At 36.0% G+C, this 24,671-nt stretch carries 24 protein-coding genes, 1 tRNA gene and 1 riboswitch; of the genes, 14 read left to right on the top strand and 11 right to left on the bottom strand.

Features of this window, described 5'->3' with window-relative positions; all coding sequences use genetic code 11:
- Window positions 1-9 precede the first annotated feature (9 nt).
- Genes RA0C_RS00615 through RA0C_RS00580 form a run of 8 tightly spaced genes read left to right on the top strand, consistent with a single transcriptional unit; the run spans window position 10 to window position 7,751 of the window.
- Entirely contained in the window at window positions 10-441 is a 432-nt protein-coding gene (locus RA0C_RS00615; protein WP_004917834.1) for a hypothetical protein, read from the top strand.
- Window positions 438-1,541: a galactose-binding protein gene (locus RA0C_RS00610; RefSeq protein WP_013447230.1), complete on the top strand. Its 1,104-nt coding sequence runs from the start codon at window positions 438-440 to the stop codon at window positions 1,539-1,541. Before RA0C_RS00615 ends, RA0C_RS00610 begins: the two co-directional genes overlap by 4 nt.
- Window positions 1,529-5,422, top strand: coding sequence for a phage tail spike protein (locus tag RA0C_RS00605; protein WP_013447229.1), 3,894 nt, complete (start codon window positions 1,529-1,531; stop codon window positions 5,420-5,422). The genes RA0C_RS00610 and RA0C_RS00605 overlap by 13 nt, the downstream gene beginning before the upstream one ends.
- A gap of 26 nt (window positions 5,423-5,448) precedes the next feature.
- A complete protein-coding gene (locus tag RA0C_RS00600) occupies window positions 5,449-5,772 on the top strand; it encodes a hypothetical protein (RefSeq protein ID WP_004917828.1) in 324 nt (107 codons plus the stop codon).
- Window positions 5,756-6,088, top strand: coding sequence for a hypothetical protein (locus RA0C_RS00595; RefSeq protein WP_004917824.1), 333 nt, complete (start codon window positions 5,756-5,758; stop codon window positions 6,086-6,088). The genes RA0C_RS00600 and RA0C_RS00595 overlap by 17 nt, the downstream gene beginning before the upstream one ends.
- Complete coding sequence (locus tag RA0C_RS00590; RefSeq protein WP_004917822.1) at window positions 6,085-6,606, top strand: hypothetical protein; 522 nt, start codon at window positions 6,085-6,087, stop codon at window positions 6,604-6,606. Before RA0C_RS00595 ends, RA0C_RS00590 begins: the two co-directional genes overlap by 4 nt.
- The gene (locus RA0C_RS00585) at window positions 6,596-7,174 is read left to right on the top strand and encodes a hypothetical protein (RefSeq protein WP_013447228.1); all 579 of its coding nucleotides are present in this window, start codon (window positions 6,596-6,598) and stop codon (window positions 7,172-7,174) included. Before RA0C_RS00590 ends, RA0C_RS00585 begins: the two co-directional genes overlap by 11 nt.
- Before the next feature lie 22 nt (window positions 7,175-7,196).
- Complete coding sequence (locus RA0C_RS00580; protein WP_004917818.1) at window positions 7,197-7,751, top strand: N-acetylmuramoyl-L-alanine amidase; 555 nt, start codon at window positions 7,197-7,199, stop codon at window positions 7,749-7,751.
- A gap of 241 nt (window positions 7,752-7,992) precedes the next feature.
- On the opposite strand, the gene RA0C_RS00575 is transcribed toward RA0C_RS00580, so the two are convergent.
- Window positions 7,993-8,340, bottom strand: coding sequence for a hypothetical protein (locus RA0C_RS00575; RefSeq protein WP_004917816.1), 348 nt, complete (start codon window positions 8,338-8,340; stop codon window positions 7,993-7,995).
- A 21-nt stretch (window positions 8,341-8,361) separates the two neighbouring features.
- The gene (locus tag RA0C_RS00570) at window positions 8,362-8,640 is read right to left on the bottom strand and encodes a helix-turn-helix domain-containing protein (RefSeq protein WP_004917814.1); all 279 of its coding nucleotides are present in this window, start codon (window positions 8,638-8,640) and stop codon (window positions 8,362-8,364) included.
- Window positions 8,641-9,005: 365 nt separating this feature from the next.
- Here RA0C_RS00570 and RA0C_RS00565 point away from each other — a divergent pair, with 365 nt between their 5' ends.
- From RA0C_RS00565 to RA0C_RS00555, 3 genes are all read left to right on the top strand, one after another.
- A complete protein-coding gene (locus RA0C_RS00565; RefSeq protein WP_004917811.1) occupies window positions 9,006-9,617 on the top strand; it encodes a hypothetical protein in 612 nt (203 codons plus the stop codon).
- Between the two features lie 321 nt (window positions 9,618-9,938).
- Entirely contained in the window at window positions 9,939-10,280 is a 342-nt protein-coding gene (locus RA0C_RS00560) for a hypothetical protein (protein ID WP_004917809.1), read from the top strand.
- Window positions 10,280-10,462 (top strand): helix-turn-helix domain-containing protein, encoded by a 183-nt coding sequence (locus RA0C_RS00555; protein WP_004917808.1) that lies wholly within the window; start codon window positions 10,280-10,282, stop codon window positions 10,460-10,462. Before RA0C_RS00560 ends, RA0C_RS00555 begins: the two co-directional genes overlap by 1 nt.
- Before the next feature lie 38 nt (window positions 10,463-10,500).
- Here RA0C_RS00555 and RA0C_RS00550 read toward each other — a convergent pair whose 3' ends face one another.
- The 4 genes from RA0C_RS00550 to trxB form a co-directional block, all read right to left on the bottom strand.
- Window positions 10,501-11,745: a tyrosine-type recombinase/integrase gene (locus RA0C_RS00550; protein WP_004917806.1), complete on the bottom strand. Its 1,245-nt coding sequence runs from the start codon at window positions 11,743-11,745 to the stop codon at window positions 10,501-10,503.
- Window positions 11,746-11,779: 34 nt separating this feature from the next.
- Window positions 11,780-11,864 (bottom strand) — tRNA-Ser (locus tag RA0C_RS00545).
- Between the two features lie 126 nt (window positions 11,865-11,990).
- Window positions 11,991-12,353 carry a fluoride efflux transporter CrcB gene (gene crcB / locus RA0C_RS00540; protein ID WP_004917802.1) on the bottom strand — a complete coding sequence of 121 codons (363 nt, stop codon included), beginning with the start codon at window positions 12,351-12,353 and terminating at the stop codon, window positions 11,991-11,993.
- Window positions 12,354-12,509: 156 nt separating this feature from the next.
- A complete protein-coding gene (gene trxB / locus RA0C_RS00535) occupies window positions 12,510-13,457 on the bottom strand; it encodes a thioredoxin-disulfide reductase (RefSeq protein ID WP_014411186.1) in 948 nt (315 codons plus the stop codon).
- A 156-nt stretch (window positions 13,458-13,613) separates the two neighbouring features.
- Between trxB and RA0C_RS00530 the strand changes: the two genes are divergently transcribed.
- On the top strand, window positions 13,614-15,116 hold the full coding sequence (locus RA0C_RS00530) for a GH3 auxin-responsive promoter family protein (protein ID WP_004917799.1): 1,503 nt from the start codon (window positions 13,614-13,616) through the stop codon (window positions 15,114-15,116).
- A gap of 22 nt (window positions 15,117-15,138) precedes the next feature.
- Entirely contained in the window at window positions 15,139-16,371 is a 1,233-nt protein-coding gene (locus tag RA0C_RS00525) for an MFS transporter (protein WP_004917796.1), read from the top strand.
- 72 nt (window positions 16,372-16,443) lie between these two features.
- Here RA0C_RS00525 and RA0C_RS00520 read toward each other — a convergent pair whose 3' ends face one another.
- The 3 genes from RA0C_RS00520 to rlmH form a co-directional block, all read right to left on the bottom strand.
- Window positions 16,444-16,968, bottom strand: coding sequence for a hypothetical protein (locus tag RA0C_RS00520; protein WP_004917795.1), 525 nt, complete (start codon window positions 16,966-16,968; stop codon window positions 16,444-16,446).
- 19 nt (window positions 16,969-16,987) lie between these two features.
- Window positions 16,988-19,939 carry a fibronectin type III domain-containing protein gene (locus tag RA0C_RS00515; RefSeq protein WP_004917793.1) on the bottom strand — a complete coding sequence of 984 codons (2,952 nt, stop codon included), beginning with the start codon at window positions 19,937-19,939 and terminating at the stop codon, window positions 16,988-16,990.
- Between the two features lie 196 nt (window positions 19,940-20,135).
- Window positions 20,136-20,609 carry a 23S rRNA (pseudouridine(1915)-N(3))-methyltransferase RlmH gene (gene rlmH, locus RA0C_RS00510; RefSeq protein WP_004917791.1) on the bottom strand — a complete coding sequence of 158 codons (474 nt, stop codon included), beginning with the start codon at window positions 20,607-20,609 and terminating at the stop codon, window positions 20,136-20,138.
- A 48-nt stretch (window positions 20,610-20,657) separates the two neighbouring features.
- Between rlmH and RA0C_RS00505 the strand changes: the two genes are divergently transcribed.
- A complete protein-coding gene (locus tag RA0C_RS00505) occupies window positions 20,658-21,563 on the top strand; it encodes a YihY/virulence factor BrkB family protein (RefSeq protein ID WP_004917789.1) in 906 nt (301 codons plus the stop codon).
- Here the strand turns inward: RA0C_RS00505 and RA0C_RS00500 are convergent, their stop codons facing one another.
- Both RA0C_RS00500 and RA0C_RS00495 read right to left on the bottom strand, forming a co-directional pair.
- Window positions 21,564-22,610, bottom strand: coding sequence for a YncE family protein (locus tag RA0C_RS00500; RefSeq protein ID WP_004917788.1), 1,047 nt, complete (start codon window positions 22,608-22,610; stop codon window positions 21,564-21,566).
- A 12-nt stretch (window positions 22,611-22,622) separates the two neighbouring features.
- A complete protein-coding gene (locus tag RA0C_RS00495; RefSeq protein WP_004917785.1) occupies window positions 22,623-24,491 on the bottom strand; it encodes a TonB-dependent receptor plug domain-containing protein in 1,869 nt (622 codons plus the stop codon).
- Window positions 24,481-24,670, bottom strand: a riboswitch (cobalamin riboswitch). Its footprint overlaps the gene before it by 11 nt.
- Window position 24,671 lies beyond the last annotated feature (1 nt).

Here is a 24,671-nt window from a genome sequence, read left to right as displayed (position 1 = left end):
AAACGAAATATGAAACTACAAGACATCATACAACAAGCTAAAAAGCAAGGGCTATGCGAAGAGTGGTATAATGAAATGAAATGCTATCCTACTTTGGAGACATTATGTAGAATGTTTTTCAAGGGTGATGATTGGGCATTAAAAAACAATTTTCCAAGCGAGAAAATGCTCCATTATTTCAGAGGAGAAACAGAGCAATACGGATTATTCTTAGATGCTTTGGGAAAAGTTGAAACAATGTCTAAAATGGCGTTTTTCGGCTATTCTAATGTTGAGCTGAATTACGGCGATTTTAGTGTTTCCTCTCTCATTTTAAGGGGGAACTCTAAGGCGAAAATCACGGCGAAAGATAACGCTATCATATTTGTAACAGTGTTGGATAATGCAGAGGTTATTGTAGAAGAACAAGACCATGCTAAAGTGAAAATATTTAGAAGATGACAAAGGAAGTTTTATACATTCTGAATAGCAAATATTTTAAAGATTTTGGAGTATTTATTTCAGAATCCAAAGGGCTTTTGGATAAACCTAAGTTAAAATCTAGACGGTCTTACGATTGGGCGGAGTATCACGGCAAAGCGGTAGATTTAGCCAAGCCCAAATACGACGAGAGAGAAATTGAGTTGAAAGGTTGGGTTGAGGGCGAAACTTGGTCGCAAATGAAAACCAATTTTGATACCCTTTTGTCAGAATTTGACAAAGAGGGGTTACAGAGGTTGGTTATAGAATACTTAGGAAACGCTTTAGTATTTGATGTTTACCTTTCTGGCGGAGTAGAACTTGAAAAATCCTTTAAAGAGGGTAAAATGGTGGGGTTCTTCACTTTGAAAATGAAAGACCCCAACCCTATCAAAAAAGTATTTAAACTTATCGGTAGCGATTTGCAATTATCCTTTAATGCTCAATCTTGGGTAGATATAAACATAGACGGAATAAACGAAACAAGAAAGGGGAATATAACAATCAATAAGGCGGTGCCAAGTAGAGAGTTAAGTGGCTATGGTTTTTATGGTCGAAACCTAGCTCGCAACACCGAATTTAAAAACGGTGGAGAACATTGGAGCAAAGGGTATCCACAAGCAGAGTTTCTACCTAATGAAAGAGCAGTTAAGATAACCTCAATAGATGGACAAGATTACAATCAAATAGACCAAAATATAAAATGTGAGAAAAACACAGAATATACAATATCAGCCTTTGTTAAGGGGATAGGTTCTGCCTTTTTCTACGCATTAGAAATGAAAGAAAATGGTACTTATACGGCTGTTTATTCTGATAATTACAGGGAGTTCCCTGTTAATTCAGAATATAAATATGTGAACTTCACAATAAGGACACAGTCTGACGCTGCCTATTTCATCTTTATACTAAGAGTATTTAGCAACAATACAGTTTGGTTTAAAGATGTAAAAGTGGAAAAAGGCAACAACGCAACTGACTGTACGCCTGCCCCTGAAGACACTCATTATATTACAATATCAGGAAACATAGACGAAATTACTAACCTACAAACCAATGCAGAAGAATTATGGAGTTTATAGTCATACAAGGAGATAAGCCCCTTAACCTTAATAATAGGAAGCCTTTGCGTTCGGTTACCAAAGCCGAACATAGACAATCTTTGTTATCAGAAGATGTAATAAACATCACCGTAGAAAGCAAAACTCCTCTTGCTTTACAAGTAGGCAACCATATAGAATATGAAAACCGAAAATATACTCTCAACTCTGCACCAAAGGTAAAAAAGGAGCAAGGGTATTATGCCTATGATTTAGTTTTTGAGGGAGTACAGTATTTATTGAGAGATAAGGTGTATTTCAACTTGGACGCTCAAGGTTTCCAAAATACGGCGGATTTTCCTTTAACGGGAGAAATAAACATTTTCCTTACGACGCTAATCACAAATATCAATTCCATTTCAGATTTTACTTGGGTTTTGGGTGAATATCCACAAAACACGGAAACTAAAACGCTGACTTTTAATAATGAAAACTGTTTAGCGGTTTTACAAAAAATATGTCAGGAATACGATACCGAGTTTGAAATCAAGCAAGATTTAGAGAGAAAATCTTACACGCTCAACATTAAGAAAATAGGCGAAACTTTAAACCAAACCTTTGAATATGGAAAAGGAAATGGGCTTTATTCTTTAAGTAGAGTAAATGTGAATGATAATGTGATTACCCGTCTTTATGTTTTCGGCTCAACGAATAATATTAAAAGCGGATACCGAGATTATTCACAGCGTTTGCGATTGCCTATTTCTCACGGAAAGGAATATATTCAGGACGATGCTAAGGTAAAATTGTTCGGCTTAAAAGAGGGCGTTAAAAATTTTGACGACATCAAACCTACTTTTAAGGGGATAGTATCAGGCGTTACCAATTTGGAAAACGGCTCGCAAGAGATAGAGGTTTCTAATATGGACTTTGACCTGAACGAAACTGACAGCAACGGAACAAAGTATTTATTAAACGATACTCCCGCGAAGCTCCATATAAACAAAGGAAATTTGGCAGGATATGAATTTGAGTTGCTTAAAAACGGAGGATATAACCACGCTACTAAGACTTTTAGAGTAAAGCAATTTACAGACGAAAGAGGACAAAAGTTTCCAGAAGCAGGTTCTGTGTTTTCATTTGCGGTTGGCGATGAGGTTACCTTGTTGGATATTGCTCTACCTGAACAGTACATTACTAATTCCGAAAACAAGCTCCTTGAAGAGGGACAAAAGGAATACGAAAAACAATCGGTAAACAACCTTAAATATAATTTAGAGTTAGACCCTCTGTATCTTCAACAGATAGGTGATGGTACATCTATTTTCTTTAAAATTGGGGATTATATCCGTGTGATAGATGAACCGCTTAAAATAGATAAAACGACACGCATAGTAGATATTACGAGGGACTTATTAGATGAATATAATTACAAAATAGGCATTGCGGACACTTACGAAATCAGCTTTGTAGCAAGTCTGCTTACCGATATTAAAGATACTAAAACGGTTATAAAAACGCAGGAACAAATTAACCGACGAAATTACTTGAACGGTTATCGTAACCTGCAAGAGCTTCGAGAAAGTGTCTTTGATGTAGAGGGTTACTTTGACTCTACACATATCAAGCCAGAGAGTATAGAAGCCAATATGCTTTCGGTTGGAGCAAAGAGCCAACAATTTGCATTAGAAAATATAAGTCTGAATCCTAATATAGAGGGTAATCCTGCAAGAACATTTATTAGTGGTGGGAAGTTGGTTCATTTTTCTTTAGAAGACGATATTAGAGAGTGGAATTTACTACCATACAGCCGTAATGATTTATTGAATCAGGTTTATTACGTTTATGCGAAATGTTCAAGAGGAAGTAGTAATGCGATGTGGTATATCACCACCGAGCAGATAAGGTTTGATAGTCGGTCAGATTATTATTACTTCTTGTGTTACTTACTCTACACACCAAAAGACAGTAAACGAGAAGCAGAAGCAATGTACGGTAATGTATTTATGCACGGAGGGCAAATAACAGCAGGGAGAATTAAATCGCTCAACGGACAAACCTATTTTGATTTGGATAGTGGGGAAATAGCAGGAACGATTAAGTTCAAAAGCGGTAATGGTTATGTGGAAGTTGGGAGTGCTATACAACAAGCGGTAGATGCGGTGAGTGTAGGAGGCAGAAATTTGGTATTGAAATCAAATATTGAAAAAACAGGACGATATAATGTTTATGATACCATCTATAATGATAATCCAGAGCTAATAGGAAAAGAGGTGGTATTTTCCGCAGATATAGAAACTAATGAAGATAACGATTTAGCGATATATAACAGTAACGGAACAAGTTTAGTTGCTTCTGCATCTTCCTCTCGTCGTATTGTAAGTGCAGGAAAAACAAGGATAAGTCATATTTTCAAACTTGCAGGAGTAAACAATGGACAGCCTCGTCGTCTGAGATTTGAGACTTATTCTTATAGTAATTTGCCTTACAAAGTAAGTAATGTTAAGATAGAGCTAGGTAATAAAGCTACTGATTGGACGCCTGCTCCTGAAGATGTACAGGCAGAAATTAACGCTGTAAAAGCGAAAGCCGACCAATTGGATAACCTCGGCACAATGGCGTGGCAGAACTCGGTAGAAAAAGCGATGTTGGGTAGTACGATAGTACAAGGAGGCTATATCAAAACAGAGCTATTAAACGCTTCGGCGATAGTGAGTAACGGCGGAGGAGCAACAACCTCACAATTGAATAGTGCCATCAGTTCAATAGTAGTTGGTGGTAGAAACTATATTAAAAACGCCTCGAAAGGATACGGAATGTTCAACAACAACAGAAGAGTGTGGGAATTAACACAGGGAGAGGAAAATGGAGTGAAATGGGTTTCTGGAACAAGTGTGAATAATGGTAATTTTTATATTTCTACCTATTTTCATTTACTCAATAATATAAGTGTTTTCACGGAAGACCTCACAGGGCAGGAAACTATCCAATCAATGGAAGTGAAGCCCACTCACGATATGTATATAGGTCTTTGGGAGAATAATAGAAAATTTTGTCCAGCTAATGTTTGGACAAAAATAGAAAACAGTCCATATAACAACACTCGTTTTATGGGCATATATGCGATATGGAATAATGAGGGAAGTGTACCGTCAACTGCAAAAATTTACCATAGAAATTGGAAGTTAGAGAAAGGTAACAAAGCTACCGATTGGACGCCTGCCCCCGAAGACTTGGACACACTATTTGCTAACCTTAAACAAGGGATAAGCAATATGCAGACTTCGTTATCTGATGTAAAGAATAAGACCGACAACTTCTCTTCTATACAAGGCGGATTGATGATGGCTAACTTGATGTCAGTCGGAAGCAACCAAGCTAATCAAAACGCTTTTATTAGTGGTATTACCGACGAGGGAGCAATGAGCGTGAGATTTGGAGCAGGTAGCAATTATGCCAATAAGCATAATGCACCATTTAGGGTGCTGGATAATGGGAAAGTTTATGGCTCTGATATGGAAATTACGGGTGGTAAAATAGCAAGGTTCAATATTAGCGGAAATACACTTTCGGGGCAAGGAATAGCAGACCCAAACGACTATTTAGAAATAAAGTCATCTGGAAGCATACTTTCATATAAAAAAAGTCTTTCATCTGGGAGAGAAAGCTATGCTCTCATCAATAATGATGATAGTATTTTAAACGGAAATAAAAACAATATACTTCGGCTCTGGGGGCGTGATGTGAACAATTATACGCCCTACAACGCCCTATCTATAAGGGCTGACGGACAGTATGCTACTGCCTTAAATATAGAATCGGGAGATATTCGTGTGGGTGGAGAGGTAGGATATACAGGAGAATTATTTTTGGGGGGAGTATGGCTTACCATTAGAAAAGGTATAATAACAAATTATTCATAATAATAACTTTTAAAAACAATAAAACTATGAAAACAAAAAACTTACAAAAAGTAAATGAGAGAGTAGCAACAACGCTAATGGAAAGCATTGGGGAGAAACAAATTTATTATCAGTACGAAACTGATTACAATAATAAAACTCCCCAAATGGTCAATTTCAGCACTCAATTACAAGACGGGAATAATCTATCAGGTTCTTACTCTAAGGGCGGAGGTTTTTCATTAAACGGTCAAGGAGTGAAAAATGTAGAAGATTTACAAGTAGTCAATAGTGTCTTAGATACAATCTTAGAAATCATCAACGGCTTTGAAGTTGAAAAAAAAGAGGCAGAAGATGGTAATAATAAGTAAGTATTTAGTACCGAGAGGTTACACCGCAATGGCGGTGTTTCCTTTCATCTTTCTAAAGAAGAAAAAGTATCAAAGTAACAGGTACTTGTTGAATCACGAAAAAATACATCTAAGACAGCAATTAGAGTTACTGATTTTGCCTTTTTTCGTTTGGTATGGGCTAAACTACCTATGGAACTTAATAAAGTATAAGAACCATAGAGAAGCCTATCGGAATATCATATTTGAACAAGAGGCTTATGAGAATCAAAACGATTTAGAGTATTTGAAAAACCGAAAACTTTGGCAAATTTTTAATAAAAGACGCACATTATGATTAAAGAGTTTATCATCACTAATCTGATGAATATACATACAGGAACTGCAAGCCAAAAAATACTAGGAACGATAAAATTAGCTGCCGCACCAGCCATAGGAATATCTCTTACGGAGCGGTTTATCGGTTGGTACATAGAAAACAAAATCTTTATGACCTTTGTTTTTGTGGCGTTGTTTTTAGACCATATTTTAGGTAGTTGGGTGCATTGGAGGAAAAGGGATTTTTCATTTAAAGAAAATGTCTATGGGTTATTTGGGAAAACCACAAGCGTAATTGTAGGATATGTTCTGTTTGAAATGGTGCATCAAATTGTCAAAGATGTTGATTTTATAGCCATCTATTTCAAAGTATTGCTCCAACTAATGGTTTTACTCTACCCTGCGGGAAGTGCAATGGGGAATTTATCAATTCTAACCAATGGAAAGTTTCCACCAGTCGGGTGGATGAAAAAATTACGCAAGTTTAATGAAGAAGCAGATTTAGAAACCTTTAAAACTAAAAAATATGAAGAGTAAATTTTTATTGATAATTGCTGTACTTCTTTTGTTTTCTTGTCGGACGAGGAAGAAGACGGACGCACATATCCAAAGTAAAACTGTGGAAGTAAAACTAAAAGACAGCATTTCTGTTAGAGAAATTAAGCAGGAACAAACAACTAAAGTGCAAGATAAACTTCAGATTGATAAACATTCTAAACATCAAGAAAAGAAGATTGAAATTTTTGGAAATACCGAACCTGAAACGCCCTTTGTCTTTCACGAAGTAGAGGGTAAGGATACTTTACAAAGCATCATCATAAAGGGGAATGCTCAATTCTCGGTTAAATCTTTCAAGAATAGCAATCAACATACAACAGAGAAAAAAGAAGTAAAGGAGCGTCTTAATGAAGTACAGGAGTTAGCAAGAAACGCTGTATCTCAAAGAACAATAAATGAGGTGGCTAATGAAATAAGGGCGGTATCTAACGAAGTGAAATCATCTGGATTTACATTCGGTACTTGGGTGTGGGTAATTATAGGTAGTATCCTAATTATCGTAGGGGCTGCACTTTATTTTTATCTGAAAAGAATAAAACTATTTTAATTAACAAAAAAAACTAATAACTATGTATTTGAAAACATTTCCCATAGCAGGACATCACAATGCGGATAGTGGTGCTGTGTATAATGGACGAAAAGAAGCCGATTTGACAAAGGAAGCTAGGAATTTATTTGTTAAATATTTCCCCAATGGGAAGAATGAGCTAATACTAGACAGAGACAACGAAACTAATACACAGCTTCAAAGAAGAATTAAACCTGGGGCAGGTTCTGTCTTGTTAGATATACATTTCAACGCTGGACCTACAACAGCAACAGGTACTGAATGCCTAGTAAATAGGAAGGATTTTGTAAACAAAAATTCTATGAGTTACCGAATGGCTGACGAAATCAGTAAAGCCACATCTGAAATTTTAGGTATTCCAAATAGAGACGTGAAGTGCGAAAGTACAACACGACACGGAAGATTGGGTATATTAAATTTAGGTACAGGTTGTGCTGTGCTTTGGGAGATATGTTTTATCAGCAATCCTAACGATATGAAACAATGGGATTTAAAGAAAGAAATTCTTATGAAGAAAATAGCAGAAATTGCTGCTAAATATGATGATATTAGATAACAAAACCACCATAACGGTGGTTTTTATCGTATAGAATAATTTTGGAATATTTTTTAAGAATTTGTTTAATTTCTATCTAATAACAAAAAACTAATTCTGTTGCAGCAGAATTAGTTTAAATCCTTGACTTTTCGGCTTCGTCAATAAAAAAAATTAATTTATGAGAAAAAATTTATTATTAAATTAAATAATGTAGAACAAAGTTACAATAATAGTTGCTTTGCAGCAAGTTTTTTAATTATTATTTTAAAGTTGTTAAATCTCCTAGACTTAACACCCCACACAAGATTTTGTCTGATTCTCCTGTGAAAATTTCTCCTTCAAATGTTTGAAGTTCAAAATATGAATTGTCGATGTTTCCCCACCTTTTCGAGTAAATAGTGAAGTTTTGCATCACATCGTCCTCATCTATCTTCAAATACGAGTAAATGATTTCCACATACTCATCTTTGTGGACGAGTATATGCATAAAGCCATCATCGGTATCTGTTCTTTCAGAACTCAGCTGAATAGCTGTTGCTTTTTTATTATTCAATAGCCACTGGGCTATTTCTTCTCCTTTTAGTTTCGACAAGTCTAAATCTTTCATTTTTTTATTTTTTAATAAAAATTATTTTCGCAAATCTAAAATTTTTTGCAGGTCTTCAAAAGATTTTATCTTATAAATAATGCCTTTGTATTCCACAAAGCCCATTATACCGCCTCCATTTCCTCCAAATAGTTCAGCCAAAGAAACATTTAAAATTTCTGCTATTTTTTTTAGAGTTGATAAAGAGGGATTTCCTTTTTCGGATAGGGCAATAGACAGCCCAGTCTCTGACATTCCGATACTCTCGGCGAGTTCCTTTGCCGTCATTCCTTTATCTTTCAGAATCTGCTTTACTATCATTTAACTTTACTTTAATTTTTTTCTATCGTACAAATTTAACTATTTTTTAATAAAATTAACTTTAATAAACTGCCATTATAAAATTTAACATTTTTTAACACTCTTTACTTGTATAATAATTTAAGTATATTTATATTTGCACTATAAAAATTAAAATAAAGTTAAAAATAGTCGTAAAGCAGGGATACCAACTTAAGCACTTTTTGTGCTTAATGAGGTACAAAGATAAAAAAAATATCAAAACAGCGAAATAGTCATCGTTGCTTTTTCTTTTTAATTGTTAAAATTTGTTAAAAATAATTAGCAAATTTGTTTATTTGAAAAATTCATCTTATATTTGCATAAGAAAATTAAAGATAATAACAATGAGGCTTTACAGACACCACAGCGTTGAATTTCAAAATTTAATTGAAAAAGCAAAAGATAAATTTGTGACAGATAAAAGTCGCAGGTTTAATTTTGATAATAAAAATAAAGCGGAGTTTTTCTTTTATGCTGATGCGATAGAAATTGCAGAAGCGTATAAAATAGATGATGAAGATGGAGAGGTAACAAGGTTATTTACTTATGAAGTAAGTGATGATATTAAACTTTTAGACCTAAGAAAAGAAGAAAATAGAAGAAAGTTAATTAAAATAGCTGAAATTTTAGCTGAAAAAGATAATGAGAGTAGGCTTTCTGCTTCAAAAAGTTTACTGCATTTCTCATATTACCGAAATAAAAGAGATAAAAAAAGAAATGAAAAGTTGGCAGAAGAAATAACATCTTACTCAACAACTGTTGAAGATATTATAAAAAAAGAAAATCTTTTTGAAGATGTGAATCATTTCAATGCTCAAACAATTGTTGATTATGAAATAGGTGTTATTCTTAAAAAAGAATTAATTTCATTGGGTTATGACGGCATTAAATTTTCTGGTGGTAGAAATAATGGCAACGAAATAGCCCTTTTAAAACCTGCTAAATTAGTCAAATAGCAAATAAAAAAAGTAATTCAGAAATCGCTGAAATGTTGAGGATTTCGAAAAAACGATAGAATGTTATAAAAAGAAAAGGGATTTGATTGTCTTTGCTAAATGTTATATGTATGATTAGTTATGAAATGGTTATAAATCATTTCATAATAAGGAGTATTCCGTCGCGAAAACACTTAGGACCTCGCCTATTTGTGGGGTATTAACAGTCCTTTTATCAGGGCTGTTTTTCTTTAATAAGAAAATTAACTAAAAAAGCCCCTTAATTGGGGCTTAATAGAAAATTAAAGGTGTGCAGTTGCACAACAATTAAAGCACAAAGATATGAGTTATTTTTTAAGCCACAAAACACCAGAATTTCTACTGGCTGAACTGCCAATAAAAGACGGTTCTCCAAATGACGATAGACTTTGGGTCTATTGCGTGAAAGCCTTATCACTAATAGAATTTATAAACCTCAATCAAATTAAGGCTCACGGCTTGAGATTAGCTGATGAGAAAACATATAAGAATGAAAGATGGGGCATTGCTTTTGTTCAGAATAATTGCGAATATCTAGGGCTTGACGAATCAGAAGTAATTAAGAATGCTTGGAAATTTCTAACCGATTACTTTGATTGGGAGGATAAAAATATAGACGAAAGTTCAACATCAACTCTCAACTAATGAACGAAGTAGAAAAACTAATTCTAATTAGTAGAAAATCAGCTAAAGAATTGGCACCAATTTTAAATACATCTGAAACCCAAATAAGCCGTTATAAAAAAGGCAAGACCGAAATAACAGTTGCTTTATTAAAAAAATGGTGTGAAATCCTACAAATAGATATTAAAAAACTTTTTAATTGAAAAACCGCGAGAACTTTGTAAATTCCCGCGGTTTTTATCTAAAAAGAAGGCAACTTTATTTTTTTAGCCTCTTCAAATCTTTGTAGTTTCATTATCCTAGCGTATCTCTCTGTCATTTTTTGGGTAGAGTGTCCAAATATAGCCTGTATAGTTTCAATAGGCATTCCTGCTAGTATTTTATCATCCGCTCCTTTGTGCTTCAAGGAGTACATATTTTTGTCAATGCCTAAGCCGTCTTTTATTAGCTTACGCCATAGTTTATTAGCTGTATCTTCCTTTACTTTGAACTCATTGGGCTCAAAATATCTATTTTTAATACCGTGTCTTCCTCCATTCGGCACGCAGGTACCAAACAAATAGTTATGAGGGTTAGAAAGGTCAAATTTTGAAAATAGACTTTTCAAGTTTTCGCTTATAGGTACTACCCTATCAGCATCTGTTTTGGTTATTTCAGCAGGTAAATTGATAAGCTCGTTGCCCAAATCTAGCATTGACACTTTCATTTGCACCAATTCCGCAGGACGGATACCGCAATAGTAGATAGTGGAGCAAAATACATAGAATCCAAAACAGTAATCCTGCAAAGCGTTAGATATAGCTTTCATTTCCTCATTTGTCGGAGGTACATTTGCCTCTTTTTTTAAAACCTTTAAATTCTTAATATCCCTAAACGGATTACTTTTTATGTAGTCAGCATCAAGTATTTCGTGAAAAACAGACCTTAAAAAGCCAAGATGCTTATTGTAAGTCTTGTTAGACCAGCCTTTCTCATTTTTTAGATGTTCCAGAACCTCTTTAGCCTGTATCCTTTCAAAACTAGACACCTGCATTCTGTGATATTTCAACTCCTTGACCGCTTCAATAAAGAAATTGACAGAGCTTCTAAAATTATCAATACTATTTTTTGAAAGAGTTTTCTTTTTTTCCTCAAAGCCAAATATAACGGCATCTATAAGATTTATCCTTTTTACCCTCACTTTAGCACTTTGAGGAACCCAACCACTCTCTAGCCTTTCTCTTATGACATCTGCCATTGCATAAGCCTCTTGCAGCCTTTCCTCAAATTCTGGAATCTGATTAAGCCCTTGCTTTACTCTAATGGGATTACCTCCGTTAAATCGAAACCAAACATACCAATCCTTACCTGTTTCTAAGGGGTAATGTTTCACTTTGGGATTAGTCCAATAATTTTCCATTTCGTCCAAATTAAAGTGTTGGACATTAGGGGTAGCGGAAATGGAATTTGTGCACTTTTGTGCTTTAAGACCTGTTTTATAAAGCAAAACCGTTGATTTACAACGGCTTAACTCCTTTTTGCGGAGAGAGAGGGATTCGAACCCCCGGACCTGTTACAGTCAACGGTTTTCAAGACCGCCGCATTCGACCGCTCTGCCATCTCTCCTTAACAACTCTATCGTTGTTTTTAGTGGTGCAAATATATAACTATTTTTAATTATACACAAATTTTACATTCACTTTCAACTCCAAAATAGTATAAATTACTATTTATCAATAATAAAAATTTAGACTACCCTACTTTAAATCCTAAATAAACTGCCCAAAATCCTAATACTAAACTTGCCACCACATAGCTAAAAAGAGTTACATAATCCTGATTTTGCCATAACACAAGGTTCTCGTAGGAAAAAGTAGAAAATGTAGTAAAACCTCCGCACAGCCCCACTATAAATAAATATCTAATAATATCAGATTCTTGTTTCATAAGAGAGTTGCTTAACAGCCCAATAAAAAAACAACCCAATACATTAACCACCAATGTCCCCATAGGAAAAGTCCCTAATTTGAAAAACTGAGCGGTATAACGAGAAACAAGGAAGCGAAATACACTTCCTAATCCTCCGCCTATGAATATATATAGTATTGTTTTCATTTTGTATATAACGAGTGCTGAAACTAGCCCCGATGGAAGCGGATACCCCGCAGTGAAGCCGCGGAACGAAGTGGAGCGGCAAAACGAGGAGTATGAGCGGACAGCGGGAAATAGCTCCTAAAAAATAGAACCTATTTCCGCTCCGCTTTTTAATGATTATCCTTTTAATTCCCCTAAATATCTTTCGGCATCTATGTCTGCCATACAACCACTTCCTGCGGCAGTAATTGCCTGACGGTAAATGTGGTCTTGCACATCTCCTGCCGCAAATACTCCTGGAAGATTGGTTTTAGACGACTTGCCTTCGGTGATAATGTAGCCGTTTTCGTCTAGGTTGATTTGACCTTTAAATACATCAGTATTAGGTTTGTGTCCTATGGCAATGAATATCCCGTGAACTTCAATTTCAGAGGTTTCTTGCGTTTGGTTATTGATGACCACTGCACGCTCTACTAGATTATTTTCACCTTTGATACCGATGAGTTCGTGGTTATATTTTACTTCAATATTTGGTGTTTTTTCCACTCTTTGTGCCATTACTTTAGAAGCTCTAAAGTGGTCTTTTCTTACTAACATTGTTACCTTGTTACAAATATTGGCTAGATAAGTAGCTTCTTCTGCCGCTGTATCTCCCGCTCCTACTACAATAACATCTTTCCCTTTATAAAAGAACCCATCGCAGGTAGCACACGCAGAAACGCCTCCACCAGAGTATTTCTTTTCATCGTCTAGTCCTAAGTATTTAGCGGTAGCACCTGTAGATATAATTACCGTTCTAGCCAAAATCTCTCTACTTCCTGTGGATAGTTTATGAATACCACCTACCTCTTTAGAAAATTCCACACTGGTAATCATTTCGTAATGGACTTTAGTTTCAAACCTTTCTGCTTGTTTCTGTAAGTCCATCATCATTTCTGGTCCTGTGATACCGTTAGGATAACCTGGGAAATTTTCTACCTCTGTAGTGGTAGTTAATTGTCCACCTGGCTCTAATCCTGTGAATAACTCTGGTTTTAAATCCGCTCTAGCGGCGTAAATTGCAGCGGTATATCCTGCAGGTCCTGAACCTATAATTACACAATCTAAAATATTTTGTTCTTCCATTCTGATAAATTTATGTTGATTTTAAAGTGGCTAATTTCGGAATTTTTTTAGGGTTCTGAAAGTTTTAGACCTCTTTATTTTCAATTAGCCTTATTGACTGGTTAAATCTATACCACGAGTTATTCTTAGTTAGTAACAAAATCTTATCTTTGCTCTATGTTAAAATGGATTAAAAAGAAAGCCGCTCTCGTTTGGGCGAAGAAACACACTCAACAAGCCACACTAGACCAATCTAAAGCGATTGAACACCAAGAGGCTTTATGGAGAAATTTAGTAAAAACAGCAGAAAAGACCCTGTTTGGCAGAAGCCACAACTTTGACGAAATCAAAACTTTAGAGGACTTTCAAAATCAAGTTCCTATTGCGGATTACGAAGACCTTAAACCCTATATAGAAAAGGTAAAAAGAGGACAAGCCAACATACTTTGGACGGATACACCCGAATATTTTGCTAAGACTTCTGGTACTACCTCTGGAGCCAAATATATCCCTATTTCTAAAGAAGGAATGCCTTACCAAATCAAAGCGGCACAGTCGGCTCTGTTTCATTATATTGCGAAAAAGAATAATGCCGATTTTGTAAATGGTAAAATGATTTTCTTACAAGGTTCCCCTGAATTGGAGGAGGTTAATGGGATTAAAACAGGACGACTCTCGGGCATTGTAGCTCACCATATCCCTAAATATCTGCAAAAAAATAGACTCCCGAGCTACGAAACCAACTGTATAGAAGATTGGGAAACCAAAGTCAATAAAATTGCTGATGAAACTGAAACCCAAAATATGACACTCATTTCTGGGATTCCGCCTTGGCTCATTATGTATTTTGAAATTTTGGTAGAAAGACACCATAAGAAAATAAAACAACTATTCCCTAACTTACAACTTATCGTAACTGGCGGCGTAAACTATGAACCTTACCGAGAAAAAATGGAGGAACTCCTTGGTGGTTCTGTAGATATTGTACAGACCTTCCCTGCTAGTGAAGGCTTTTTTGCGTTTCAGGACGATTATACTAAAGAAGGTTTAAGACTACTCACCAACAATGGGATTTTCTACGAGTTTGTACCATTGGAGCAATACGGCAAACCCAACGCTCCTCGCTTGACTTTAAAGGATATTGAACTCAACCAAGATTATGCTATGATTCTCACCACCAACTCTGGGTTGTGGGCGTATTCTATTGGAGATGTAGTGAGGTTTATTTCTAAAAACCCTTACCGTATTTTAGTAAGTGGCAGAACCAAACACTATACCTCTGCATTTGGCGAGCACGTCATCGCTTATGAAGTGGAAGAAGCTATGAAATCTACCGTGGCTCAGCACTATGCTCAAATTACGGAGTTTCATCTTGCACCACAAGTAACTCCTCCCAACAACGAGCTACCTTACCACGAATGGTTCATTGAGTTTGAAAAAGAACCCGAAGATTTAGAAGCCTTTAGATTGACCCTAGACCAAGAGCTAAGAGCAAGGAATACCTATTATGATGATTTGATAGAGGGTAAGGTATTACAACCGCTTAAAATCAGTAGGCTGAAACGAAACGCATTCCACGAGTATGCTAAATCCGAAGGGAAACTTGGTGGGCAAAACAAAATCCCTAGGCTTGCCAACGATAGAAAAATAGCCGACTTTTTAATGAACCATATAATCTAAAGAAAACAACAGCATTCACCTTATGAACCTAGAGCCTCTAAAAACTTTAAAAAACATCGAGTTTAGACACCTTCTATTTGGTAGGTTTTTTCTTATTTTGGCGTTCAGAATGTTAGCCACGCTTCTAGGTTGGTGGGTTTATCAGCTTACCAAAGACCCTCTTTCTATTGGGTTCATCGGACTTTCGGAGGTTATCCCTGCCGTATCTACTGCCCTATACGCAGGCTATGTAATAGATATGAACGAAAAAAAACGAATGCTACTTATCTGCAATTATGTTTATGTGGTTCTCATTAGTACATTAGTCGCTTTGGCGTTCTTAGAAAACTCTTATCATCTCACAGGACACCAGATTTCTTATTTCATCTATGCAGTGATATTTCTAACAGGGATTTGCCGTGCTTTTATAGGACCATTAGTCCCTTCTATGATACCTAAAATGGTAAAAAAGGAAAACTTAGCCAATGCTGTTACCCTAAATCAGGCAACATTCCTTACTTCTTCAGTATTTGGACACGCGTTAGGAGGCTTTTTAATTGCACTTATTACTATTAAATGGACGCTTGTAGTTATTGTAAGTCTGATGACCTTAGCGTCTGTATTCTTTTGGCAATTAAAACCGCAATATTCCGAGTACAATAAAAAAGAAGTAAAGGTGCTAGAAAGTATGCGTGAAGGACTTACCTACATCTATAAAACCAAAGAAATATTGGGAGCTTTATGCTTGGATATGTTTGCGGTTTTGTTTGGTGGAGCGGTAGCGATGATACCCGTCTATGCTAGTGATATTCTTAAAGTAGGAGCCGAAGGCTTTGGGCTACTTAATGCGGCATCTGATATTGGGTCTATGTGTATTATTATTTTGCTTTCATTTATTCCGTTGAGGAGAAATCAAGGTAAAATACTATTGGTGGCGGTGGCTGGTTTTGGATTGTGCATCATTGGTTTTGGATTGTCTAAACTCTACTGGCTTTCGTTCTTTTTCTTGATGCTTAGCGGTATGTTAGACGGTATTTCTGTAGTGATAAGAGGGACGATAGTACAACTAAAAACCCCTGACAAAATAAGAGGTAGAGTTCTAAGCGTTAATTCTATCTTCATTATGTCTAGTAACGAGATGGGGCAATTTGAAAGTGGTCTAGCCGCTAAACTTCTAGGCGTGGTGCGTTCTGTAATATTTGGGGGAAGTATGACTTTAGCCATTGCCCTTATAGTAGGACTTACCAACAAAAAACTAAGAAAAATGGAGTACTAATATATTTTCCAACAAAAAAGGCTATCCTAAATATAGGATAGCCTGTCGCGTATAAAATTTATTAATTGGGAATTATTCAGGTTTCCAAAATGCCCATTCGCTACCATTGTATATACACACTAACTTTGACACTGTATCGTAAGCTAACATTCCTGCAGCAGGTTTAATAATATTCAAATGAGGAGATGCAACCATAGGTAATCGCATTGCTTTATTAGTATCTTCTAAAACCAAAACTCCTGGAGTAGAAGAATTACCATCTCCTCCTATAACTGCTCCAGTAGTCGTTTTATCCTGTATACCATCTTGAAGAACCGTATTTATAAATACTGTAGACGCAGGTGTTACTTCCTGCCAACCTTTATTTAACTTAACTTTTACCTTTCTATCAGTTACATCCAGGACTAAAGTTCCACTCACTGCATTACTCATTGTAGTAGAGTTATTAACCCAAGGCAATACAATTCCTTTACTCTCATTCCCAAATTCTAAAGATATTGAAGAAGAACTTGGTTCTGTTTTCCCTTCCCCTAGTATAACTTGACTAAATGCCAAAGTAGAAGAAAGCAATCCTATAATTGTTATCGTTTTTCTCATTTTGATTATTTTTTATAGTTTACAAATCTGGACATCCTTTCTTAGTCAAACATCTCCAGCTACTACCATCATATAAACTTATACAGTCCTTAACAGTATCATAAACCAACATTCCCTCAACAGGATTTTGTATATCTGAAGGGTTAACTCTATTCAAAACAAAACCAACTTCTTTACCTTCTAAAACCATGTGAGCACCTTTACGCTCCATTGGCCAGTTATTCCCTACTCCATTATCGCCTGCTCTTCCCAAGGTTGTAACTCCAAAATGAGAATCTAATGCCACTCCTGAAACATTAGCAGGCTTAAAACAGAACTCTTTTCTAATACCAAAATTAGCATTATCCTCACTAAGCGAATAAACCACCAATTGTCCATCCACTTTTCCATCATTACCTACTCCTACACCTATATTTTCTCCTGTAGATACCCATCCACTAGGTAAAGAAGAGGTAGAGTCTTCCGCTCCAAGAGGATTAGTCGTTACTATCAACTTATAAAATCTGCCTGAAACCAACCCTGGAATAGTATAAGATCCATCGGAATTCACTTTTACTGTAGTAATAATAGTTCCATTTTCTCCGTTTTCATCAGCGGTATAAGCTGTTATATAAAGTTGTGTTCCATCTGCTACTCCTATACCCGTTCCATTTACAGTATTATCATCTAATCCATTTAAATCGTTAAATACATACCCCGAAATACTAGCCTGACTAATAGGACCTCCACATAATGTAGAATATACCGATATCTCCATTGTTCTGACAACACACCCATCCCAAGTCATCTTCAGCTTATAAGTACCATCATAAGAAGAATTATAACTTGCTATTGCATAATCTTTAGTTGTAGACACTACTGTTCCCGATGGATTAATCCATTCATAGGTAGCTCCTGGAAATTCTTTCCCAACTAGAGTATAGGGAGAACCTATGCATGGATGAACAGGATTTTCTATGAGATAATCAGCAATTACTCCAACATTAAATCCTGCATCTAAAGAACTACCACAAGCATCAGTGATATTAACATCATAAGTTTTATTAGGTATTAAGTTCTCTATAGTATATTTGGACACAGAAACATTTGTTACAACAGTCCAAGTAGCTGTCCCACTTTCTTTGTATCTTATTGTGTATGGCATTACCCCTGAAAGGCTTAAATAAGCTGTACCTCTAGCTACATTATCTATCTCACAAGTAGTTGCAAGAACAGAAACTCTAGGTCCCGAGGCTGCTCCTGTCAAAGTAATAGTACTACCTGGAACATAATAATTATAGTCTGTACACCACGATGGCATTGTTATTTTCATTCTCGTTATATATGTGCCTGCTGGTAAATTACTAAAATTACCCGTTGCATTTTCTTGTAATACTACATTTGGATTATCTGCCGCTAATAATTGTACTGTAGATGAATAACCTCCATTATAAATTTTTGTAGATGTAATATTTCCTCCACCCGAACATACTGAAGTTCCTTGTGAAGACAAAGATTGCCTCAATGTATTTCTATTATCTCTTACTGTAATATTGTAATTGGTTATCACTCCACAAGATTCTACCGAGATAACATAATTACCTGAAAGCACATTGGTCCATCCATACCTATTCGCTTGTAGTCTAACCGCCTTTACCCCAACATTACTAGGTCCACTGACAATAGTTAAAGTAGCATTATCTAAATCTGGAACATATCCTCTAAAGCCTACATAAATTTGTTGCCCACCTGTTTGTGTAAGAGGCGGTATTATACCACATACAGAATTAAGACTATGAGTAATAGCCAATGAAGGTGCTGTATTTTTAGGATTATCTAATATCCTTTCCGAATATACCCCACAGGCATCTGTATGAGTAATCTTATATGATCCTACAGGTACATTTAGTGATACTGTTTCTCCATAATTATTAAACACACCTGTCCCTACCACCTCGCCAGATGCTTGATTGACAACACTATATTCAACTGGATACATAAATCCTCTGGTAGAACTTATCAATAGCGTAAGACTTTCGCTAGGTGGGCATCCCTGTGATGATAGATTAGCTGAAATTTCAGGTGTTAACTGAATTTTATAATCTAGAATGTATTGATACTGCTCACCACACGCATTTACTGTAGTTACAAGGTATTTCCCAGTGGAAGATTCTGCAAAAGTAAGAGTTTCCCCCTTGAAAATTCCATCATAAACTACGGTTCCCGATGAACCATCATGCTGTATTTTAAGTTTAATCCCCGTACTAGCTAAGAATGTTTCAAAATTAATTCCCCCTTTAGTAATAGCATCATAAGCCGTAACTCCTGACAAAGATATTTCCCCACAAGCAGAACGCAAGACATTAAACCAAAGTTCTATTGGTGGTAAAGAAGCTTTAACTTCTCTTGTAACTGTTATATAATTACCACACGCATCTTTTATTCTGATCTGATAATTACCAAAAGCACCTACCTCCATTGTATTGCTGGTGGTATAATTGCTTAGGGAATCATCATAAGCAGGGTCATCACTCTTATAAAAAGAATAGGTATATGGTGCTGTACCTCCTGTAACGCCATCCACTGTTAGTGTTCCTCCCGTTTTAAAACTTCCACACACACCTGAAACAGAAACATCAGCTCCTGTCATTGACACATAGTTCTCTGTTACTTGGACATCATTAACAAAGTATACTCTACTCAAGTCATTAACACAAGTAGCTTTTACCTGATATGCCCCAGCTGCCAAGCGCTCAAAAGTATGAGAAGCTCCAGTCATCTCCACCACACTTAGCACAAAGTTATCTTTTAATAACTCTAACCTTACATTAGTATATTGGTTAAGATTAACCGTTACACTTCCGTTAGACGCACACGTGTTAGCTACAACTGAATAGCTCGCATTCACATCCCCCGAAAGACACTCCCCTCTGAGACTAGCAAAAGAGAAAAGCACCAGCAAAGGAATCAACAAACAATAAAATTTTCTCATAACTGTATTTTAAGGGGCACAAATATACTACTTTTTAAACAATGCATTACATACTTAATATTAAAAAATTATTAAACAATGTTTAAATTATATTTTTTTTCTTTTATTTAAGGTCATTTTACAAATAATTAAATCCATACTAAAACTAAACAGTGAAGAAATTCTCATCAAATAAACAAACTCAAAAAACTATACCTCAATCGTTATGATAAGGTTTGCCTTGTAAGATTTGGTCTGCACGGTAGATTTGTTCTACAAAGAATAGTCTTATCATCTGGTGGGTAAAGGTCATTTTAGAAAGAGCAAGTTTATCGTTGGCTCGTTGGTAAATCTCTTCCGAAAAGCCATACGCCCCGCCTATCAAGAAACACACCCGCTTAATAGACGCATTCATATAATGATGGATTTGCTCCGAAAAAGCCCTACTGGTGAACTGCTTGCCCTTCTCGTCCAACAAGATAATGGTATCCGTACTTTCTATATGGTTGAAAAATAGTTTGGCTTCCTCTTTTTTAATCACTTCTGGGGTGAGGTTTTTGGCGTTTTTAATATCTGGAAGCTCTACGATGTCAAAATTATAGTATTTGGGTAGCCTTTTATGATAGTAACTAATGAGGTTTTGCATTTCCTTTTGGTCTGTTTTTCCGATACATATCAATTTGAACTGCATAAGCAAAAGATTTATTTTTAATATATTTGCGGTACAAATATAGATTTAATGGCGTTAAAGACCCCTAAATTTCTTTTAAAAATTCACCGCTTTTTAGATTCTATCCACCTTCCTGTTTTAGAAATTTCTTTGTGGAAGATGTTTGAAATCTACGGGCAAGGGGTATTTAAAAATAATGTGGTAAAACAAGCCGCTAGTATTTCGTGGAGCTTCTTTTTGAGTATTTTCCCATTCCTGCTGTTTTTACTATCCATTTTGCCTTATATGCCTCATTATGATAAACTCCAATTCTATATTTTCGAGGTATTTATGGCTAATATACTCCCCACACATATGCTGCACGATGTTACAGAGTACATACAGAACAGCATTATCCCCAATATGAAAAGCATTAGCAAACTTACCATACTTTTTGCTTTGGTGTTTGCTACTAATGGTACATTTTCCCTCATCAATGGGTTTAATGAAAATACCGACTCCAAAAGGACTTTCATCAGAGAATACACCATTTCTATCTTAGTTACTCTAGCCTTTGTGACCTTGATATTTCTCTCTCTTTTTGGGATTTACTACTCCGAAGTGGTGCTTAAACTATTCACGCCTAAATACAATCTCAACTGGCTTATTGTTAATCTATCTAAAATTATTGGGTTTATCTCATTCCCGTTATTTTATTTTATTTTGTTAAGTCTTTTCTACTGGGTAGGGTGCGTTAAAGTGAAAAGGTGGCTGTCTGCCGTTCCTGGAGCAGTACTCACCACCTTATTATTTGTACTCATTACCTATGGATTTATCTTCTACGCTACAAATTTCGCCAGATACAATGTACTCTATGGCTCAATAGGAACTATTATTTTAGCGATGATTTGGGTTAATCTCAACATTATCCTCATACTCCTAGGCAACGAGCTCAACCTCGCTATAGACCGAGTGAAAAGAAATAAGCTCCCTTAACTACTCCACTACGCTGTTAGGATAAAGCCCTGTAGAAATGGTTTTCTGTAAACCTGCTTCGTTAAAGAATAAAGCCTTAGCATTTCTGCCGTCTAACCCTACTGCAAAAACCTCATCTAGTTTAGATAATCTATAGAAAGAAGTTTCGGAAACTTGGGTACTCTTAGTAAGGTCAGAGCCTACTGCTGCCTTGTGTAGTTTGCCATCTACTAAGAAGAAATAAGACTGATTAACCTTCACAATTTCTTGAATACTTTCCTTTTTGTCAGGAGTTTGAGCCCAATCGTAAGTTTTTTCTACTCCAGAGGCTGTAAGCGTCCAAATGCTACCGTCCACCGTGCTAGTGTAAGCCCAGTTAGCACTAGCATCGTAAAAGCCATCTCCCTTACAAGTAATAAGCACTTTGTTATCCTCTACTAAATAACCATTAGGATTATAACCAATAGTGTAATATTTTTCCACCACATTGCTAGACGGATTGATAACGGCTAGTTTGTTATTTTTGCCCCACCCCCCTTCTAGCAATGCATAAATCTTGTTTTGGAACGAGAATATCTTCTCTACGCCATAATCTACCGATATTTTAGCGACTTCTTTTAAAGTGGCTGCATCTAGCACCAATATATAGTCGTCTGTATTATCAAGACCTTCGCCCCAGTTGGTAATGTAAAGTTTACCATTAACTACCGTCATATATCTAGGGTTCTTAAGCCCTGTGGTTACTTCGGCTTGTTTCTTCATCGCGTATCTGTTCACTTTTACCAATTTATTGCTGTTATTAACAACAATGTAAAGGTCGTCTCCATTTCGGTAAGAAGACTGTGGCGTATCTCCTAGAGCTTCGCTGTTTACCTTCTGATAAACCTTTTCTTCTGTATTAGAAAAACCATAAGAAACATAATCTAAACTCCCATTGTTCTGACCGAAATAGCCTTCATTCAAAATAAAAAAGCCATTTTCGTAATCTCCTTTTGGAGTGTAGTCTTCGTTTCTATTACACGCTGTAAGTAATACTACAGCTGATAAAAAAGCTAGTGATTTTTTCATAAAATATGGATATTAAAAATTAGTTTTTAAAGTAGTTAAAAAATACCTGCCTGGCATAGGATAGCCCTGCATTGTGTTATAAGACTGGTCTAGAATATTCTGAACTCTAATGTTAAGAGAATTACTAATGTTCTTTAATTTGAAATCAAACCCTAAACCTACATTCCACAAGTGATAAGGTGCTAAAAAATCTCTATTTATCTGGTCTGTGGCTCTCTCCGAAGTGAATAAATGTTCTAGCTCTAAGTGGTATTTTTTCCAATCTAAACTAAAAGTATTAGAATAGTTCCACCTAGGAATATAGATAAGTGATTTTTGAGTTCGCTGATTATAGGTTTCAGTGTAAGTCAATAAATTATTAAAATTAAGCCCTACGCCATTCCAAACAAAACGATGAGAAGACCTTGCTTGTCCACCTTTAGTAATAACAAAATCTAAGTTAGTAGGTGTCCAAAAACCAACATCATTAGGATACCACAATATCCAATCTTTCACTTCACCATAATGCACAGACACTCCTATAGATTGCGTATTTTTATACTTGTAGCCTACACTTAACTCTCCCATCTTCCCTGCTTCGGGCTTTAGTAGAGGATTTCCACCTTGTTTCCAATACAAATCGTTAAAGGTAGGGAGCCTGTAAGAAGTGGCATAAGAAGCCTTGATACTTAAATGTTTTAGAGGCTCTAATTCCAAGCCCACATCATAAGTAATGGGAATGCTAAACAAAGATGAAAACGACTTTCGCAAATTAGCAGAAACCACACTCCAATCGTTAAAATTATAACGGTAATTCACAAACGAATGCCACTCTTTAAGCGGACTAATCCTTAGATTATCGCCACCTCCTGTGGTATATTTGGACTGAAGCCCCAGCTTTACCAATGATTTACTAAACGCTAACTTTGCAATATAGTTGGCAAAATAGTTTTCGGCAAAACTAACCGTCCCACCATCTTTAGCATTCATTCTAAACCTAAAAAATTCTTTGGTATAGGCAGATTGCAACTGCTGTTCAAAACCTCTATTATGATAAAACCAAGACACTTGCATACGAGTGCTTTCGTCATCTTGAATCTGTTGTGCTATGGGCTGTGCTTCGGTAGCTCCTACATTTCTAGACGCCCACTGGTTCCAAATATTAAAGGATATTTTATGCTTCCCACTAAGTTTATAGACGCTATTAAGGTAAATATCCGCAATATCAAACCCTGAATTTCTTGTTTTACCTTTCTTACCAAATTTATCTCGGAACGGAAATTCGTTATCCGAACGAAGATAATTCACTCCAGCATTCCAGCTCCATCTAGAAGTATTGTTCTGTACCGAAAAGCTATTTCTGCTAAGTCCAAAACTTCCTAAAGTATTTTCTAACCTGTATTGCGTTTGCTCATTAAAATTAGGATTAAATTCTAAAGCGAACACTCCACCCAACGCTCCACTCCCGAAACCACTACTCCCCGAGCCACTACGATAAGTTAAATTACTATTTAAATTAGAGCTGATAATATTGGCATCTACCTGCCCATTTAAAGAGGAATTGATAGGAATACCTTCCCAAGTAAATAAATGTTGAGACGGCGAAAGCCCCTTTATAGAAACCGATGCTAAATTGCCATAACCGTAGTTCCTAATAACCGCTCCCGTCTGCTTTTGGAGTAGCCCTTCTATAAAAGTTTCTGGATTGTTCTTTAAGTCAATTTTAACCACCTCGTGTCCTACAGAAAGTGAAGTAGGCGACACCAGATTGATGGCTACGGTATCTATAACCGTTTCCTTCTGTTGAGCTTGCACAAAAAAGACCGACGATAGACTCGTCAGCAAAACTAATCTTATCATATAAAATACTCTTCCTCCGAAAGTTTTTATTAAAAATATCATTCGTTTGGCAGGTCTCCTGACTTTTGCATTTCTACGCCTTCCCGCATAACAATAATACAGTGGCAATAAAATGTAGAAACTTTATTAAAGCAATTTACAGTTGCGGGGACAGTTCAAGACTTTCACTTGATTCCCTTTTAATTAACCCAATAGGCTAAACCAAAACTTTGGCAAAGATAG

It is taken from the genome of Riemerella anatipestifer ATCC 11845 = DSM 15868 (assembly GCF_000252855.1).
GTDB classification, from domain to species: Bacteria; Bacteroidota; Bacteroidia; order Flavobacteriales; family Weeksellaceae; genus Riemerella; species Riemerella anatipestifera.
The sequence above is the reverse complement of the archived record's forward strand: the minus strand, read 5'-3'. Positions and strand labels throughout refer to the sequence as shown.